At 38.4% G+C, this 15,620-nt stretch carries 18 protein-coding genes and 1 pseudogene; 16 read left to right on the top strand and 3 right to left on the bottom strand.

The genetic code is table 11. The features are described from left to right. Positions 1-88 precede the first annotated feature (88 nt). The 3 genes from MHI04_RS20860 to MHI04_RS20850 all read left to right on the top strand — a co-directional run bounded on the left by MHI04_RS20860 (position 89) and on the right by MHI04_RS20850 (position 3,256). On the top strand, positions 89-451 hold the full coding sequence (locus MHI04_RS20860; protein ID WP_080717174.1) for a hypothetical protein: 363 nt from the start codon (positions 89-91) through the stop codon (positions 449-451). A 344-nt stretch (positions 452-795) separates the two neighbouring features. Continuing rightward, the gene (gene abc-f, locus MHI04_RS20855; protein WP_342535153.1) at positions 796-2,427 is read left to right on the top strand and encodes an ABC-F type ribosomal protection protein; all 1,632 of its coding nucleotides are present in this window, start codon (positions 796-798) and stop codon (positions 2,425-2,427) included. A 73-nt stretch (positions 2,428-2,500) separates the two neighbouring features. Further along, positions 2,501-3,256, top strand: coding sequence for a hypothetical protein (locus tag MHI04_RS20850; RefSeq protein WP_342535152.1), 756 nt, complete (start codon positions 2,501-2,503; stop codon positions 3,254-3,256). A gap of 25 nt (positions 3,257-3,281) precedes the next feature. Here the strand turns inward: MHI04_RS20850 and MHI04_RS20845 are convergent, their stop codons facing one another. Continuing rightward, positions 3,282-3,773, bottom strand: a complete 492-nt coding sequence (locus MHI04_RS20845; RefSeq protein WP_342535151.1) for an SRPBCC family protein — start codon at positions 3,771-3,773, stop codon at positions 3,282-3,284. A gap of 119 nt (positions 3,774-3,892) precedes the next feature. Here MHI04_RS20845 and MHI04_RS20840 point away from each other — a divergent pair, with 119 nt between their 5' ends. After that, a complete protein-coding gene (locus MHI04_RS20840) occupies positions 3,893-4,258 on the top strand; it encodes a nuclear transport factor 2 family protein (protein ID WP_036128648.1) in 366 nt (121 codons plus the stop codon). Here the strand turns inward: MHI04_RS20840 and MHI04_RS20835 are convergent. Continuing rightward, positions 4,255-4,516 (bottom strand): annotated as a pseudogene (locus tag MHI04_RS20835) (sulfite exporter TauE/SafE family protein); the annotation flags it as partial. The gene MHI04_RS20840 and the pseudogene MHI04_RS20835 overlap by 4 nt on opposite strands. A 9-nt stretch (positions 4,517-4,525) precedes the next feature. Between MHI04_RS20835 and MHI04_RS20830 the strand changes: the two are divergent. The 12 genes from MHI04_RS20830 to MHI04_RS20775 all read left to right on the top strand — a co-directional run bounded on the left by MHI04_RS20830 (position 4,526) and on the right by MHI04_RS20775 (position 14,662). Continuing rightward, positions 4,526-5,095 carry a nucleotidyltransferase family protein gene (locus MHI04_RS20830; protein ID WP_342535150.1) on the top strand — a complete coding sequence of 190 codons (570 nt, stop codon included), beginning with the start codon at positions 4,526-4,528 and terminating at the stop codon, positions 5,093-5,095. A gap of 18 nt (positions 5,096-5,113) precedes the next feature. Beyond that, complete coding sequence (locus tag MHI04_RS20825) at positions 5,114-5,458, top strand: DinB family protein (RefSeq protein ID WP_342535149.1); 345 nt, start codon at positions 5,114-5,116, stop codon at positions 5,456-5,458. Further along, positions 5,427-5,579, top strand: coding sequence for a hypothetical protein (locus MHI04_RS20820; RefSeq protein WP_342535148.1), 153 nt, complete (start codon positions 5,427-5,429; stop codon positions 5,577-5,579). Before MHI04_RS20825 ends, MHI04_RS20820 begins: the two co-directional genes overlap by 32 nt. Positions 5,580-5,589: 10 nt before the next feature. Beyond that, the gene (locus MHI04_RS20815; RefSeq protein WP_036128644.1) at positions 5,590-6,420 is read left to right on the top strand and encodes an AraC family transcriptional regulator; all 831 of its coding nucleotides are present in this window, start codon (positions 5,590-5,592) and stop codon (positions 6,418-6,420) included. A 203-nt stretch (positions 6,421-6,623) separates the two neighbouring features. After that, on the top strand, positions 6,624-7,604 hold the full coding sequence (locus MHI04_RS20810; protein ID WP_058843889.1) for an ABC transporter substrate-binding protein: 981 nt from the start codon (positions 6,624-6,626) through the stop codon (positions 7,602-7,604). Positions 7,605-7,766: 162 nt separating this feature from the next. After that, positions 7,767-8,774 (top strand): iron ABC transporter permease, encoded by a 1,008-nt coding sequence (locus tag MHI04_RS20805; RefSeq protein WP_058843890.1) that lies wholly within the window; start codon positions 7,767-7,769, stop codon positions 8,772-8,774. After that, positions 8,767-9,798: an iron ABC transporter permease gene (locus MHI04_RS20800; protein ID WP_271911233.1), complete on the top strand. Its 1,032-nt coding sequence runs from the start codon at positions 8,767-8,769 to the stop codon at positions 9,796-9,798. Before MHI04_RS20805 ends, MHI04_RS20800 begins: the two co-directional genes overlap by 8 nt. Before the next feature lie 29 nt (positions 9,799-9,827). Further along, the gene (locus MHI04_RS20795; RefSeq protein WP_036128674.1) at positions 9,828-10,610 is read left to right on the top strand and encodes an ABC transporter ATP-binding protein; all 783 of its coding nucleotides are present in this window, start codon (positions 9,828-9,830) and stop codon (positions 10,608-10,610) included. Next, a complete protein-coding gene (locus MHI04_RS20790) occupies positions 10,607-11,377 on the top strand; it encodes an alpha/beta hydrolase-fold protein (protein WP_342535147.1) in 771 nt (256 codons plus the stop codon). Before MHI04_RS20795 ends, MHI04_RS20790 begins: the two co-directional genes overlap by 4 nt. A 117-nt stretch (positions 11,378-11,494) precedes the next feature. Then, positions 11,495-13,060: a BCCT family transporter gene (locus tag MHI04_RS20785; RefSeq protein WP_089933734.1), complete on the top strand. Its 1,566-nt coding sequence runs from the start codon at positions 11,495-11,497 to the stop codon at positions 13,058-13,060. Between the two features lie 354 nt (positions 13,061-13,414). Beyond that, the gene (locus tag MHI04_RS20780; RefSeq protein WP_342535146.1) at positions 13,415-14,071 is read left to right on the top strand and encodes a hypothetical protein; all 657 of its coding nucleotides are present in this window, start codon (positions 13,415-13,417) and stop codon (positions 14,069-14,071) included. A 78-nt stretch (positions 14,072-14,149) separates the two neighbouring features. Continuing rightward, positions 14,150-14,662 (top strand): YfiT family bacillithiol transferase, encoded by a 513-nt coding sequence (locus MHI04_RS20775; protein ID WP_036128632.1) that lies wholly within the window; start codon positions 14,150-14,152, stop codon positions 14,660-14,662. 82 nt (positions 14,663-14,744) lie between these two features. On the opposite strand, the gene MHI04_RS20770 is transcribed toward MHI04_RS20775, so the two are convergent. Beyond that, positions 14,745-15,359 (bottom strand): exosporium glycoprotein BclB-related protein, encoded by a 615-nt coding sequence (locus MHI04_RS20770; RefSeq protein WP_036128630.1) that lies wholly within the window; start codon positions 15,357-15,359, stop codon positions 14,745-14,747. Positions 15,360-15,620: the final 261 nt, after the last annotated feature.

Genomic DNA, 15,620 nt, shown 5'->3' with positions numbered 1-15,620 from the left:
GGTAACGGATTACCTTCGATAGATGGGCAATGGCTCAACGGTTAATCGCCCTTTTACATATATTGAGTAATGTAAAAGGAGGGTTTGTGTGTACAATAATCCATTTAGAGAAGATAATTTTAGAAGACCTGGCTGGGGAGATTATGATGATTTTGAAACAACGTCATTTGGGCCAACTCATTTCGGACCTCCTCCGGCAGGACAAATGCCCATGAGCACACCACCAGGTTTTTCGCCACCGATTCCTGCATGGCGAGTAGGATCAAGTGGTATACGTTCTTGTTTGTTTAGAAATACGTATATTTGGATGAACACTGGTCGGAGTTTTTGGTTTTTCCCAACTGCTATAGGAAGGGAAATCATTGCGGGTTTCCGCTGGAGCCGCAGATATGGCTGGTATTTCCGTACCATTTCAAGAAATCAAATTCGCTCCTATGAATGTTTTAGATAAACCTACTCTAGAGTAGAGATTTTTATTTTTTAATAAAAGGTGTTACAATGACGGTAACTAAAAATGAAGGGAAGATGGGTGGCTAATGAATAACTAATCTTATTTTTTGCACATGAAATTTATATTTCACGAAAAACAAAAATAGGATTAGTCTGCCCATTTTCCATAATAATAGCTAAATATTGGCCCATAGTTGCTAATATTTAGCTCATCCAAAACTTGCTTTTGGAGTGATAAATATAGCTATTACAATAGCTTATTTGTGCATGATATTGTAGCGACTAATCCTTCCAAAATAATTGGAGGGATTTTTTTTGTCCCTCCAACTGGAGAGGGTGGATAGTATGAAGGAACTTTTAAAATTACAGGATGTACGTTATGAAATAAAGGATACTTTACTATTTGAACATGTGACAGGCACCGTAAAACAAGGTGAGGTTATCGGCATTATTGGAAGAAATGGTGCTGGGAAATCGACATTGTTACAGTTGATTCAAGGTGCATTATTGCCAACTGCGGGAGTAATACAAGGGTTATCAGCTGTAAAAATCACAATCGTTGAACAGGAGCTAGCTCATTTTGACAAACCAGCAATATATGCAAGAGAGGCTGATTTGCTGGCAAAATGGCAGGTACCCAATAGATCATTTGCAGCTTTAAGCGGTGGAGAGAAACTTAAAATGCGTCTTGCAGAAGGTTTTGCTCAGAATGCTCAAATTCTATTGCTTGATGAACCGACGAATCATTTAGATGAGCAAAGTACCGCTTTTCTTATAAAACAAGTACAAAACTATAAGGGAACGATTATTGTGGTCTCACATGACCGTTATTTTTTAGATAGGGTTGCTACAAAAATTTGGTCTATTGAGGAACAGAGCTTAATTGAACATTATGGCAATTATACAAGCTATATGGCTGAAAGAGAGCACCGAAGATTGACGCAGCAACGTGCCTACGAGAAACAGCAAAAAAACATTGATCGGATTGAGGCCCAAATGCAGGAACTCACATCTTGGTCACAAAAGGGTCATGCACAGTCAACAAAACTAGAAGGCTTTAAGGAGTATCATCGTGTGAAGGCAAAGCGGCTAGACGCACAAGTGAAATCTAAGAAGAGGCGATTAGAGGCAGAGCTTGCGAAGGCAAGGGTGGAAGCGGTGGAGCCTGAAGCAGACATTCGTTTTTCTTTAAACACGAATCAACGTGTTGGCAAGCGATTATTGGAGAGCAAGCATTTATCTTTATCTTTTGGTGATCGTACGTTATTGAAAGATGTCAGCATCACTGCTCAATTTGGAGATAAAATTGCTATTACAGGAAAGAATGGTAGCGGAAAAACAAGCTTTTTAAAAGTTCTTTTAGGGAAGCTAGAAGCTGAGGGAGAGGTGTGGCTATCCCCTGCAGCAACCATAGGTTATTTAACACAGGAAGTATTTGATTTACCACTAGATCAGACACCAGAGCAATATTTTTATCAAGAAACATTTGAAGAGCGTGGGAAAGTCCGCAATCTGATGAAGAATCTAGGATTTACACCAACACATTGGACATCTGCTATAGGCAAGATGAGCATGGGCGAGCGTGTCAAGTGTAAACTGATGGCTTATATTTTAGAGGACAAAAACGTTCTTCTTTTAGATGAACCAACGAATCATCTTGACCTACCTTCGCGTGAACAGTTAGAGCGAACACTTGCGCAATATAATGGGACATTACTTGTCGTCTCTCATGATCGATACTTTCTAGAAAAAGTAACGAATAGCGTTTGGGAGATTGACAATCAGCACATCAAGAAAAAATGGAGAAAAGATGCTCCGAAGCAAGTAGACGACACAGTCGCACTTCGTTTAAAGCTTGAAACAGAACGACAAGAGATATTAGGTAAACTGAGCTTTTTGACAGCTAAGGATAAGGATTACCCAATGCTTGACCAAAAGTTTAACGAGCTGACGAAGCAAATCAATGAGCTTAAATAGCTAAGCGTTTAAATAAACTGTTGCCAGGGAAAAATATGGATTATAGGTAAACTGGTAAATGGAGGTTTAAGCGATGAAAAAAATAATATTTCTCTTTTTGTTGTTAAGTATGACTATAGCAGGTGCTTGTGCTGATCAAGCTACTAATCATCAAGCACATGACAATAAGAACGATACATCTGTAAGACAATCTAATACTGATACATCGATGACACAGACTGAGGCTCTTCAACAAATAAAGGAGCAAATACATGTGAATGTACCAATAAAAATGCCAACCGCTTTACCCATTGCTAAAGGAAGCTTTTTAACAGCTACAACAAGGACTGATGATGACCTAGTTGAAATTATCTTTTATGAAAGCAAAGAGAATATGCCAATTAATGATATACGATTAAAGAATTCAGCGACGGTCATTGGAAGGTTGTTGGTCAAACAATATAAAAGCGCAGAAGGGGCAAGCACACAGATTGCGTTTGATAACTTTAGTCAAAATGGTGGGCAAGAAATTGACCTTGGGTATAATATAAAAGGTTATCAAAATGCGGGTGCTGGCTCATTATGGACTGGTTGGAATGAGGGACGATGGTCCATTGCCTCGCATACACGAACTGATAATCCAGAAGCAGGAGTAAAACTTGCTAAGCAGGCAGTAGAATATTTAGAGAGTCATATGCTGCCTATTCCTAAGCAATATGGCATGGCTCAGCTGGATGTTTATCAATCAGGCAATTTAATCGTGTGGCAGGATGAAAAGCTTGTCTACACACTCGATTCGATCAAAGATCCTTTAAAAGCATTGGAAATAGCCACTGCCTTTTATCCATAATAGTGATCCTAGAGTAATGGTTACTCTAGGATTTTTTATAGCTATCCAGCAGTTCTTTGTATTCGTTGAATCGTTGTTGACACTCCTCCATTGGAAAGCTATGATGTTCAATGCCATCCAACAAATCTGTTAACAGATCAAGACATATATGCCACCCTGCTAAATCCCTTGAAGTGTGCTGCGTTAGCTCGTGCAAAGTCTCTGCAAAAAGCAATAATGAGCCATTGTCTGTAGAAGACAATTCAAATCTCACTGAATCTGTTCCCCAATCAAATTCGAGTACCTTTTTCTCTATATAATCTGTTATAGCTATTTCCTCATAGGTATTTGTTCCATCGTTCATATTAAAACGCATTTTACCATTCTTACGTAGATCAATGATTTCAAGATTACTCATCCATTTTTGCAATTTTTCATTGGTAGTAATCACTTTCCAAACGGCGTTTACTGAATGTGGTAACGGTCGTTTGTACTTTACGACATGACGATTAGATTGTTTTTCAATAGTTGCTAACATCAGCTTCCTCCTCAATTCTTCGCCTTTAGAGTTTTATCTTCATTATAGGCTGTTAGAGCAAAAAATCACACGACAATCATGAAATTTTAGGATAATATTGTTAAAAAAGGGGAGAAATAATGACACATCAACAGGCATTAGAACGTTATATACAAGCAACAAATACGCATGATTTTAAAGAAGTAAAGGCAATTTTGCATCCACAAGCGGTTTATTGGTTTTCTGATAAAACATGCACAACTATAGAAGAGATTGAGGCATACTTCAAGCATGCATGGCATGTCATTAAAGAAGAGGTTTACTCGGCTAGTAATGTAAAATGGTTAACAATTGATGAAAAGACGGCTACCTGTCTTTATACATATCACTATGAAGGTTATCATAACGAAAAATTTGTATCAGGTAGTGGTAGAGCAACAAATATTTTTACTTGGGTGAACGATGAATGGAAGTTAATTCATGAACATTTGAGTGGTGCCTATTAAATTATTTTCAATGCGACTTGGACAAACAACAATGAAATAATGAGTGTTAGTAGTATTTTAGCTACTTTTAACGGAATATTTGGCAGTGCTAGGAAACCTAACGGAGCCAATAATCGAGCCAAGTGTCATGGCAATCGCATAGTGCCATTGAATGAAGCCAGTGTGATAAAAAACAATAAATGCACCTGTACAGCTTCCAAAGGTGAAGACACATGTGAGCTGAACAGCCCTTATATAACTGTGGTATATAAATTGGAGGCTAATGAAGTGAGATTACTACAAACGGAGGAAGAACTAAGAAATTTAATAGTAGCAGATGATTGGATGATGAATATTTTATCAACAATCAATACATTGCAACTCCCCGATTGGTGGGTATGTGCTGGGGTCATTCGTTCCATGGTATGGGATTATCTTCATGAAAAAGAAGAAAGAACACCAATTGCTGATATTGATGTGATATATTTTGATAAAATCAATTTAGCAGAAGACATAGAAAAACAGTATGAACAGAAACTTAGAAAGATATCTCCAAATGAGCCGTGGTCTGTGAAAAATCAGGCAAGAATGCATGTGCTAAATGGTAGTAAGCCGTATCAATCTGCTGTCGATGGAATCGCTCATTTTCCTGAAATCCCAACGGCAATTGGGATAAAATTAATAGATGATTCACTAGAAATTGCTGCACCATATGGCATTAGGCATTTAGGAGCTGGCATTGTAGAGCCGACACCATTATTCCTCGAAAGTAAGGATTATTATACAATTTATCGCCAAAGAATTCTTCAAAAGAAATGGCATGTAAGTTGGCCAAAATTAGAAATTAAACTTCAGTAAAAAAAGAAGGGGAGTCTATTGCAACGAGATAAAATCTATATCATCAAACATGATGAAAGATCAATTGACTGGATAAATGATTTGAGGAGACTATCGGAGAATCAATGGCGTATGGCGATCGAACCTGAAAAATGGTCAGTTGCTGAGGTCATCGGACATCTTCCGTCATGGGATGAATTTGTCTTGAATCATCGACTTCCTTTTCTTTTTACAGAGGAACCTTTACCAACAGGACCTGATGCAGCACAGTTGAATAAGATGGCGGCTAAAAAAAGTCGTGAACAGCCTATGCTTGCAACATTGACAGATTTTATTTTCCACGAGGAGTCGATTGCTTCAGGCCATACAACAATTGACAGATGAGCAATGGCAGCAATCGTTTACAATTGGGCAGTCGGAGCTGACAATTGTGGACTATTTTGTAGAATTAATCAATCACGATGTACATCATTTTTCACAGCTTCAGAAAGCTATACAGGTATAGGAGTTTGCCTATGGATATCAAATATTTAATTGATTATTTTGCACATGCTTCTGTAAAATTTACAGATGTGTTTACTAAAAAAATGGAACCTGGTGAAGTTGATAGAGGCAGAACAACAGCACCAGAAAAGTGTGGATTAGTTGTTCCCCTTGCAGGTAGTGCAATCTTTAGCTTTAATGGAACTCCCTATGTGATGGAGCCTGGAATGATTGTCCACGCAGGGCCTCAAATGCCAATCGAAGTGAAAGCGACGGGCCACAAGGGTTGGGAGTATGCAGTCGTTCACTACAGTCTACCAACAGAGGAAGTAGCTCTTTTTCCACTTTCAGAGCAACATTTTTTAATTAATACAGGGTTTAATACGCAAATTATTAGTCATGTTCAGCAATTGATAGAAAGCTATTCCTTTCCGGGGAATATGGCTATATTTAAGTCTAAGACTTTATTTATGAATTTGCTGGAGAATATTCTTTTAGCGGCAAAAATGAAGGTTCTAGATAGTGCCAGTGAGTTAATGGAACAGGCATTACAGTATATACATGAAAATTATGCGGAGCAACTTTCCGTATCAAATATTTCTAAGGAATTTGGTATTGAGCGTCGCCGCTTTGCTTATTTGTTTGAGCAGCATACAGGCATGAATCCGAGCACATATATAACAGAATATCGTATACGACGTGCAAAGGAATTGCTCGAGTATGATGTGATTCCTGTAGCAGAAGTAGCTGAATGTGTCGGATATGTAGATTGTTTTTATTTCAGCCGAGTTTTTAAAAAATGTACGGGCTTGTCACCTTCAGCATACCGAAAGGAAAAAATGGAGGAAGCTAACTATATATAAAAACTGTTTCTTCATAAAAAAGAAGCAGTTTTTTTTCGATGAAATCGGCAAAAATCCATGTCATTTTCGAAATCGTCCATTCACAATCTTTTTTCACTTTGTTAGGATAGTATCCGTAAATGATAATGAGTATCAATTATGTATTGACATACATATGAAAACGATTATCATTATCAATATGAGCTCGTTAGGAGAGAATATCTATGAATAAATATTTTAAAATGTGTGCTCCAGCACTTTTAGCATTATCTTTGGCTGCATGTGGAACAGATAAGGCAGAGGAGTCTACGTCAACTACTAATACAGCAGAAACAAGTGCAACGGAATCACAGACTGAACAATCTAAAACACAGACAATCACGTACTTAGGTGAGAAATATGAGCTTCCAGCAGAAGTGAACAATATTATCGCTGCAAGTCTTGAATCTATGGAAGATGCTGCAATGCTTGGTATTAAGCCAGCCGGTGTACTTGAAGTTGGTGGCAAAATTCCTGCTTATCTAGCATCAGATTTTGAAGGTGCTACACTTGTAGGAAATAAAATGGAGCCAAATGCAGAAGCCATTCTTAATCTGGACCCTGATGTAATCGTGGGTACTTCGAAATTCCCTGAAGAAACGGCTGAAAAGTTGAATAAAATTCAAACAATGATTCCATACTCACATATTTCAACAAACTGGAAGGAAAATTTAACATTGCTTGCACAGTTAGCTGATAAAGAAGAGGATGCTAAGAAAATCATCTCAGACTATGAAGCAAAAGTTGCTGATGCACAAGTGAAATCCAAAGAGCAATTAGCAGATAAGCAAGTGTTAATCATTCGTGTTCGCGGTGGCGTAATGTACATCTATCCAGCAGGTGTGTATTTAAACCCTGTACTATATGAAGATTTAGGAGCACCAGTTCCAGAAATTTTAACAACTGCAAAAGCACAAGCTGAATTATCACTTGAAACATTAGCGCAAGTAAACCCAGATGCCATTTTCCTTCAATTTGAGGAATCAGAAAATACGGATTCTCCAAAAGCGTTAGAGGAGTTACAAAAGAATCCAATTTTCACTAGCTTAAAGGCAGCACAAAATAATCAAGTTTTCGTCAACACAATTGAGCCATTAGCACAAGGTGGTACTGCTTGGTCTAAGGTGAAATTTTTAGATGCCGCAGCTGAAAAATTACTTAAATAAGATAAACAGGCTGGTAGTAGATTTGGTGATATCACCGGGCTATTACCAGCCTTTTGTAAGATATCGTATTTTTTCATTGAAGGTAGTTGTTTTCCAAAGGGTATATCACCTGAGTAATCGACATTGTGTTTCGCGAAATGGATAAAGAAAAAGGTGTGAAAGTTGAAAAAAACAAACATCGTGTCATTTTCAATATTAGCGGTATCTCCTTTCCTGATTGCCCTTATAGCACTCGTTTCCGTTCTGTATGGAACTAAAGATATTAGTGCAATGACAGTGTGGCAGTCAATGACAGCATTCGATCCATCTAATGTTGATCATCAAATTATACGGACAGGACGTATTCCTAGAGTAGCCGCTGTATTGCTAGTTGGAGGATTTTTAGCAGTAGCTGGAGCAGTCATGCAGGGGATTACACGAAATTATTTAGCATCTCCTTCGTTAATGGGGGTCAATGATGGCTCTGCATTTGTCATCACATTAGCCATCGTTTTTTTTCCAGGGCTACCAAATTATCAAATGATTTTATTGTCAATGCTAGGCTCTGCATTAGGGGCAGGGATTGTCTTTGGTTTTGGCTCGTTAATTCGCAATGGTCTATCACCAGTAAGGCTAGCCATTATAGGAACGGTCATTGGTACATTTTTAAGTAGTATTGCTACAGCGATTGCTATGTATTTCCAAGTATCACAAACAGTAAGTGCTTGGTATAACACAAAGGTACATATGGTAGATATGGATATGCTCGTCCTTTCTATTCCGTTTGGTTTGACAGGATTAGTCTTGGCTCTATTATCTGCAAAAGCAATTACCATTACTTCACTAGGTGAAGATATTGCCATGGGACTAGGGCAGAAAACAAAAGCAGTGCGTATTATTAGCATGCTAGCTGTAGTATGTTTGACAGGGACAGCAGTAGCCCTAGTAGGAAAAATTGCCTTTGTAGGGTTAGTCATACCACATATTACACGCTTCCTTGTTGGTGTTGATTATCGCTATATTATTCCTTGCGCGGCTGTCATTGGTGCCTTTTTCTTAGCGCTCTGTGACGTTTTAAGTCGTGTTGTCAATTATCCATTTGAAACGCCAATTGGTGTCCTAACAGCATTGGTTGGTGTACCATTCTTCTTATATCTAGTTCGTAAGCACGGAGGTGAAAAACGTGCGTAAAAATACCTCAAGTGTATTCTTTTTGACTATGTCGATGCTTGTTTTACTGATTTTAGTTGCGAGCTATCTACATATTACAAATGGTGTTTTCGATATGTCTGTAATGGATGTTATCAAAACACTATTGCGTATTGAGCCAAATTCTAAATTTGACCTTGTTATTTTTGAATTTCGCTTACCTCGAATCGTCATTGCCGGACTCGTTGGCATTGGCTTAGGAATGGCAGGAGTAGTTTTACAAGGTATTACACGTAATGGACTAGCAGACCCAGGTATTTTAGGGATAAATGCAGGAGCAGGTGCGGCAGTCGTCATATTTATGTTCTTCTTTCAATTAAAGCTAGTGAGTGCAGATATGAGCAGCTGGCTGTCTATTTTAATGATGCCATTGTTCGGTTTTATCGGTGGAACGATTGCGGCTATCCTGATTTTTTCTTTTGCTTTGAAAAATGGTCATCTCGATATGCAACGATTAATATTAACGGGTATAGCCATTAACAGTGGGTTCGGAGCTTTATCCCTGTTCTTATCCTTAAAAATGAGTGCACAAGATTTTGAATCAGCAGCCATTTGGATGGCAGGTTCAATTTATAATGCGAATTGGATTTTTGTACTAACGATGATTCCTTGGCTTGTCATCTTAGGCATTTATGTGCATAGGAAATCGTATTTACTGGATTATTTTCAGCTTGAAGAGGATAGCATCACGAGTTTAGGGATTGCGGTTGAAAAGGAGAAAATGAAGCTTTTATTAGCCAGTGTCGGTCTTGTTAGTGCTTGTGTATCCGTATCAGGAAGTATTGGTTTCATCGGTTTAATGGCACCACATATTGCGAAGCAACTTGTTGGTATTCAGCATCGTTATGTCATGCCCGTGAGTGCGTTAATTGGTGCAGGTTTGTTAATTTTAGCTGATTTTATCGGCAAAACCGTATTTGCACCATCGGAGCTAGCTGTTGGAATTGTTGTTTCAATTATTGGGATTCCATATTTCTTGTATTTACTGGTGAAATCTAAGGCATAGGAGGAAAAGATGTGCAAACTGCATTTAGAATGGAAAACTTGGCTTCTGGTTATGAGCAGGTTCGTGTCTTTGAGGGATTAAATTTAACGATAGAGGAGGGCAAAGTGACAACAATCATTGGCCCGAATGGCTGCGGTAAATCAACCCTCCTTAAGACGATTGGACGTATTTTAAAAAAGCAACAAGGGACGGTTTATTTGCAGGAGCAAAACATGCAAAATTTATCGACGAAAGATATAGCCAAGAAATTAGCCATATTATCTCAAACACCTGTTGCTCCAGGTCAGTTAAAAGTGGAGGAGTTAATTGCGTATGGTCGCTATCCACATCGAAACAACGTCAATCGTTTAACGAATAAGGATGAGGAAATGATTGAGTGGGCGTTAACGGTCACGAATACGATGGAGTATCGCAATCGGGAGCTTGCACAGCTTTCTGGGGGACAGCGTCAGCGTGTATGGCTAGCGATGGCATTAGCACAAGAAACAAATATTTTGTTGTTGGACGAACCTACTACTTATTTAGATATGGCACATCAGTTAGAAGTATTGGATATTGTCAAAAGTTTAAATGAGCAGCACAACTGTACAATTGTGATGGTTCTACATGATATTAACCACGCTGCCAGATATTCAGATCATCTTATTGCGATGCGCAAAGGTGTTATTATGCAATCTGGAACGCCACAGGAAATTTTAAGTGCAGAGGTGATGCGCAAAGTATTTAATATTGATGCTCGCATTATGGAAGATCCTGTAACGAATACACCTGTGTGCTATGGCTATGACATTTTGAAGGAGGACAACAAATGAGTACAGCTAAAACAGAGTATGCTACACAACAAATAACTTCAAAATTGACAGATTATACGTATACGATTAATATCTTTGTACCAAATGAGGAAGCACCAAAAGAAGGTTTTCCAGTGTTGTATGTACTAGATGGCTCATCTTATTTTAATCTTGTAAAGGAAGCCGTACGTCTACAAAGTCGTAATGCACCGAAAACAGGAGTTCAACCAGCCATTGTTGTGGGCATTGAACATGGTGATGATATGCGTGAAAGAAGGTTTTACGATTTTACAGCGCCAGCAGAGACGTATATCTATCCCGCACGATTTAAAGGAAAAGGTCATGAAAAGCTTGGAGGAGCAGTAGATTTTAGCCGCTTTATAGAGGAAGAGTTAAAGCCAATAATTGAGGCTCATTATCCAGTAAATAAAGCTCAGCAAGCATTATTTGGTCACTCCTTAGGCGGTTATTTTACGCTTTGGCAACTATTTCACCATCAATCTAGCTTCCAACGCTATCTAGCTATTAGCCCTTCTATTTGGTGGAATGAGCACGAATTAGTACAATGTGCGTCAGTATTTTTGAACGAGCATCAAGATATGAATGAAACATTGTTTATTAGCGCAGGTGAACTTGAAACCTTTATGGTGGATGATGCACGACAAATGGCAACGGTGTTAGAAAAAATAATGGAAGTTGATTTTTATGAGGCTTTAGATGAAAATCATGCCTCTATCGTACCAACTGTTATGAGTAGAGCAATTCGTTTTATGCAGAAAACACAATAATAGGTAGACCGCATTGTCTTTTGATAATGCGGTTTCTTTTTTCATTAATAAAATACTTGAATTGTACGCATAATAAAGGAAATTTGGTCATCTGTCTGGGATAAATGGAGGCGCTGTATGCAAAATAAAATTTTAAAGAACCCAGTATTTCTTATTTCTAGTGGGGCAATTTTACTCTTAGTCATTATCGGAGCAACGATACCGGAAAAATTTAAGAACGTAGCAAACAGCGTATTTCATATGACAACGGATTATTTTGGTTGGTTTTATTTAATGGCAGTCTTTATTATCGTTATTTTTCTATTTGGCTTGGCGATTAGCAAATATGGCACCATTCGCTTAGGATCTGAAGATGGTCGTCCAGAATTTAGTTTTCTAACATGGATTTCCATGCTTTTTTCAGCTGGACTAGGTGTCGGACTGGTTTTTTGGGGCGTGGCTGAGCCTATGAGTCATTACTTTTCACCACCCTTTAGTGACACAGAACCTCTTTCAACGGATGCAGCCAGATTGGCAATGGGTTATTCCTTCTTTCATTGGGGATTAAGCCAGTGGTCTGTTTATGCCATATTGGGGCTTGTTATGGCCTATGTTCAATTCAATAAAAAAAGAAATATGCTCATCTCTACCGCTTTAGAGCCTATAACGGGAACAAATCGAGTCGTTAAAGGAACGATCGATATTCTTGCGGTCATTGCTACAGTTATGGGGGTAGCCACATCCATAGGGCTTGGCGTGCTACAAACGAACGGAGGTTTGACTTTCGTCTTTGGTTTGCCGGATACATTTATCTTGCAAGTAGCCATTATTCTTATCATGTTTATTGGCTATATGTTGTCTGCAACGACAGGACTTCAAAAGGGCATGAAGATTCTGAGTAATGTCAATATGACCTTAGCGATTGTCTTACTGTTATTCGTTTTTATTACAGGTCCAACGATTTTCATACTTGAGACGTTTACATTAGCGATAGGTGATTACATTTCTAACTTTATTCAATACAGTTTAAGAATGCAGCCATATGTTGGGGGAACTTGGGTGAAGGATTGGACAATCTTTTACTGGGCATGGGCAATCGCTTGGTCACCCTTTGTTGGCTCCTTTATTGCTCGTGTATCCAAGGGGAGAACCATTCGAGAATTCATTATAGGGGTATTAATTATTCCGCCTATTATTGCTTGCTTTTGGATTGCCACATTCGGTGGAACAGCTATGTGGTTTGATTTACATCAAGATGCAGAAATCGCTCAATCTGTTCATAATGATGTAACTGTTGCCCTATTCCAGTTGTTAGAACACTTGCCAGTTTCAACGCTTGCCTCTGTGATTGGAATACTGTTAATCGTTATATTTTTAATTACCTCTGCCGATTCCGCCACATTCATTATGGCAAGTATGACAACAAAAGGTTCTTTAAATCCGACAATATTATCGAAGCTAGTATGGGGTATTTTAATGGCTGCAATTTCAGGTGTTTTATTGTACACAGGAGGGCTTGAAGCATTGCAAACCGCCTCGTTAATTGCCGCATTGCCCTTTACCGTGATTTTACTGTTACTCATGTTTTCATACATTAAAATGATGAAGGATGAGGTTATTCCTCTGAAGAAAAAGGACATTCAACGTTTAAAAATAGCAAGAAAGCATATTGAAAAGGAAACAAAAAATAAAGAAAAAAATTAAAGTAGTAAACCGTATTCGTGCATAATACGGTTTCTTTTTGTTTAAATATATGAAGAAAGGTGATTGAAGAGTTGTTGAACTATGAAGGTAATTTTAGCAGAGATAAAGGATGCACCAATGAATATATAAGTTGATGCTACAGGCTTTGCAAGAGTACGAAAAAGCTCTAGTACACTGAGTGCAACGACAGAGTTAATTGAATATGCACTAATATGATCAAAAAAGGAATTTAGCGTAAAGTATGTATAAGTGTTCTACGAAATATTGAATTATACGGCTCGTTGGGTAATGTTGTAACGAATGAAGAAATGGGAGAGCAGCTAGCTATAGCTGCAATGGAAAGAGGGGGGACAATTGATGAAAAAACTTGGCTGCTTGCATGCTCATCATTCAAATATAGAGTACATAGAGCAAGCTTTTCAAAGTGAGGAAGATTTAGAGCTGCTTCATTTTGTAGATCCTGGCGTTTTACAGCATGTGTCGAAAGGTAGTGATGGTGTAGCATATAAGGTTAAGGAGCAAATAGAATGGATTATTAGCTGTGATGTGGATGCGATGTTAATAACGTGTACAAATTATATTGCTTTATTAGAGAATGAGGATGTGTTCAATGCCTCGATACCCATTATAAAGATTGACGAGCCTTTTTTTGAAAGCATATGTAATGTGCAACAGTCTCAAATTATTCTTTTTACAAATCCTGCGACAGTAGAAGGAACGATGGCAAGACTTCACCAATATGCTAGGCAGCAGGGGAAATCAGTAAATGTTGAGGCAAAAATCATCAAGGGGACATTTGATCTCATTATGCAAGGGAAAAAGAAAGCTTATAATGATGCTATTTCACAAGCTCTACATAAGTTAATGAGTGAGCAAAAGGCCATCTCCGTAGCTCAGCTCTCAATGATGGATGCGGCAAGACAATTTGAAGAGCAGACCGCTCAAACAATTATTCATCCACTAAGGGCTTTGGTTGAGGTCGTAAAGAAGCAAATGGAAGTAACGTTATAAAACAATTTCTATTTTAATAGGCAATACTGTTAATGTACCATGGAAAAGTAAGAGAATAGAAACGGAGGAGATAGCACTATGACAGATCTACGATACCCTATTGGACAATTTCAATTCCCAAAAGAAATGACTCCACAGCGAGTACAGGAATGGATTGTAGACATTCGTTTATTACCAAAACAACTGGCGGAAGCATTAAGTGGTGCAAGCGAGCATGCATTGGCTAAATCCTATCGTGAAAATGGCTGGACAGTTACACAGCTAGTCCATCATATTGCCGATAGTCATATGAATAGCTATATCCGTTTTAAGCTAGCGCTAACAGAGGATGTCCCAACCATTAAGCCATATAATGAAGCGGAATGGGCACAATTACCAGATTCTGAAATGCCAGTAGCAACTTCTTTTAATTTAATTGAAAATTTACATGAACGTTGGGTTTATTTACTGACAAGCTTAACGGAGGAACAATTACAAAGAGCCTTTCATCATCCTGATTCAGGGCTAACAACATTGGAACATGCAATTGGTCTCTATGCATGGCACGGTAAGCATCATTTGGCTCATATTCAGCATGCTTTGACGAACTAAAGAATAGTATTTTGTGAAAGAAATAAGTGATTTCCTAGTTACTGGAAATCACTTATTTGCTTGCTTAACTTTATAGTATATTTTATACGATAGTAATGCCTGCACTAGCGTTACCAGTAAGAGTTGCAATTACTCCTGTCGAAGTAGCGGAGAACACCATTAATAAACGGTCACCTGCAGATACTGGTACTGGAGTAACATTTGCTGTACCACTTGCTAGAGTACCTAGAACTACTGTTGAAAGAGCTGGTGCTAAGTCAACAAATGCTGTTGTAGGAGTGAAGACATTGCTTCCTGCTACCGCGTGATAAACTTGTGCTCTAACTGTTGCCGAGCCTATTATAGTTACACCAACAGTTGCAGAGAATGTAGCTGAAATAGATGTAATGGAACCTGCTCTAGAAACAGAAAAAGCTTCTGTTCCAACTAATGCTGATAAATCAATATTAGTACCTACAAGGGATACGCCTGGAATAGATGTACCGAATCCCACAAGGCTTACTGTATCCACTAAACCTGTAGCAAGTGATACTAGTATAACCGGAACTGTTCCAGAAGCGAATGGGATGAGTGAGCCTGTTGCTACTGGTGGAGTAATACATGCTGCATCAATCGCTACAAAAGGTCCAAGTGCACTACATTCACCATTTCCATGACCGTTACCTGAACAGCCACACATTGAGTTATTAAAACACATTTTTACACCCCCTTTCTTCATTATTCTATTCAGTTCAGATTGGGGGTTAAGGGCAATTATCTTCTAAACCTACAAATTCGATGAATTCTTAAAAGACAGTTTTTATTGGAAACAAAAAGACATCCACTATGTGTGTAAATACATAGTGGATGTCATAGTGTTGAAAAACAAAACCATCCATAGAATTTATGTGAAAGGTGAAAATGGATTTCCGTTGCAGGCTACTTGCTTTCCTGTGGGCGAGCGCCGAGCCGCTTCCCT

The organism is Lysinibacillus sp. FSL K6-1151, assembly GCF_038630755.1.
Classification (GTDB): domain Bacteria; phylum Bacillota; class Bacilli; order Bacillales_A; family Planococcaceae; genus Lysinibacillus; species Lysinibacillus fusiformis_D.
This window is presented reverse-complemented; position numbering and strand designations above follow the sequence as displayed.

Excerpts from the sequence above, each read along its gene's own strand:
- abc-f (WP_342535153.1), top strand. The coding sequence starts at position 796 with ATGAAGGAACTTTTAAAATTACAGGATGTACGTTATGAAATAAAGGAT.
- MHI04_RS20850 (WP_342535152.1), top strand. The coding sequence starts at position 2,501 with ATGAAAAAAATAATATTTCTCTTTTTGTTGTTAAGTATGACTATAGCA.
- MHI04_RS20845 (WP_342535151.1), bottom strand. The coding sequence starts at position 3,773 with ATGTTAGCAACTATTGAAAAACAATCTAATCGTCATGTCGTAAAGTAC.
- MHI04_RS20840 (WP_036128648.1), top strand. The coding sequence starts at position 3,893 with ATGACACATCAACAGGCATTAGAACGTTATATACAAGCAACAAATACG.
- MHI04_RS20815 (WP_036128644.1), top strand. The coding sequence starts at position 5,590 with ATGGATATCAAATATTTAATTGATTATTTTGCACATGCTTCTGTAAAA.
- MHI04_RS20810 (WP_058843889.1), top strand. The coding sequence starts at position 6,624 with ATGAATAAATATTTTAAAATGTGTGCTCCAGCACTTTTAGCATTATCT.
- MHI04_RS20795 (WP_036128674.1), top strand. The coding sequence starts at position 9,828 with ATGGAAAACTTGGCTTCTGGTTATGAGCAGGTTCGTGTCTTTGAGGGA.
- MHI04_RS20790 (WP_342535147.1), top strand. The coding sequence starts at position 10,607 with ATGAGTACAGCTAAAACAGAGTATGCTACACAACAAATAACTTCAAAA.
- MHI04_RS20785 (WP_089933734.1), top strand. The coding sequence starts at position 11,495 with ATGCAAAATAAAATTTTAAAGAACCCAGTATTTCTTATTTCTAGTGGG.
- MHI04_RS20775 (WP_036128632.1), top strand. The coding sequence starts at position 14,150 with ATGACAGATCTACGATACCCTATTGGACAATTTCAATTCCCAAAAGAA.
- MHI04_RS20770 (WP_036128630.1), bottom strand. The coding sequence starts at position 15,359 with ATGTGTTTTAATAACTCAATGTGTGGCTGTTCAGGTAACGGTCATGGA.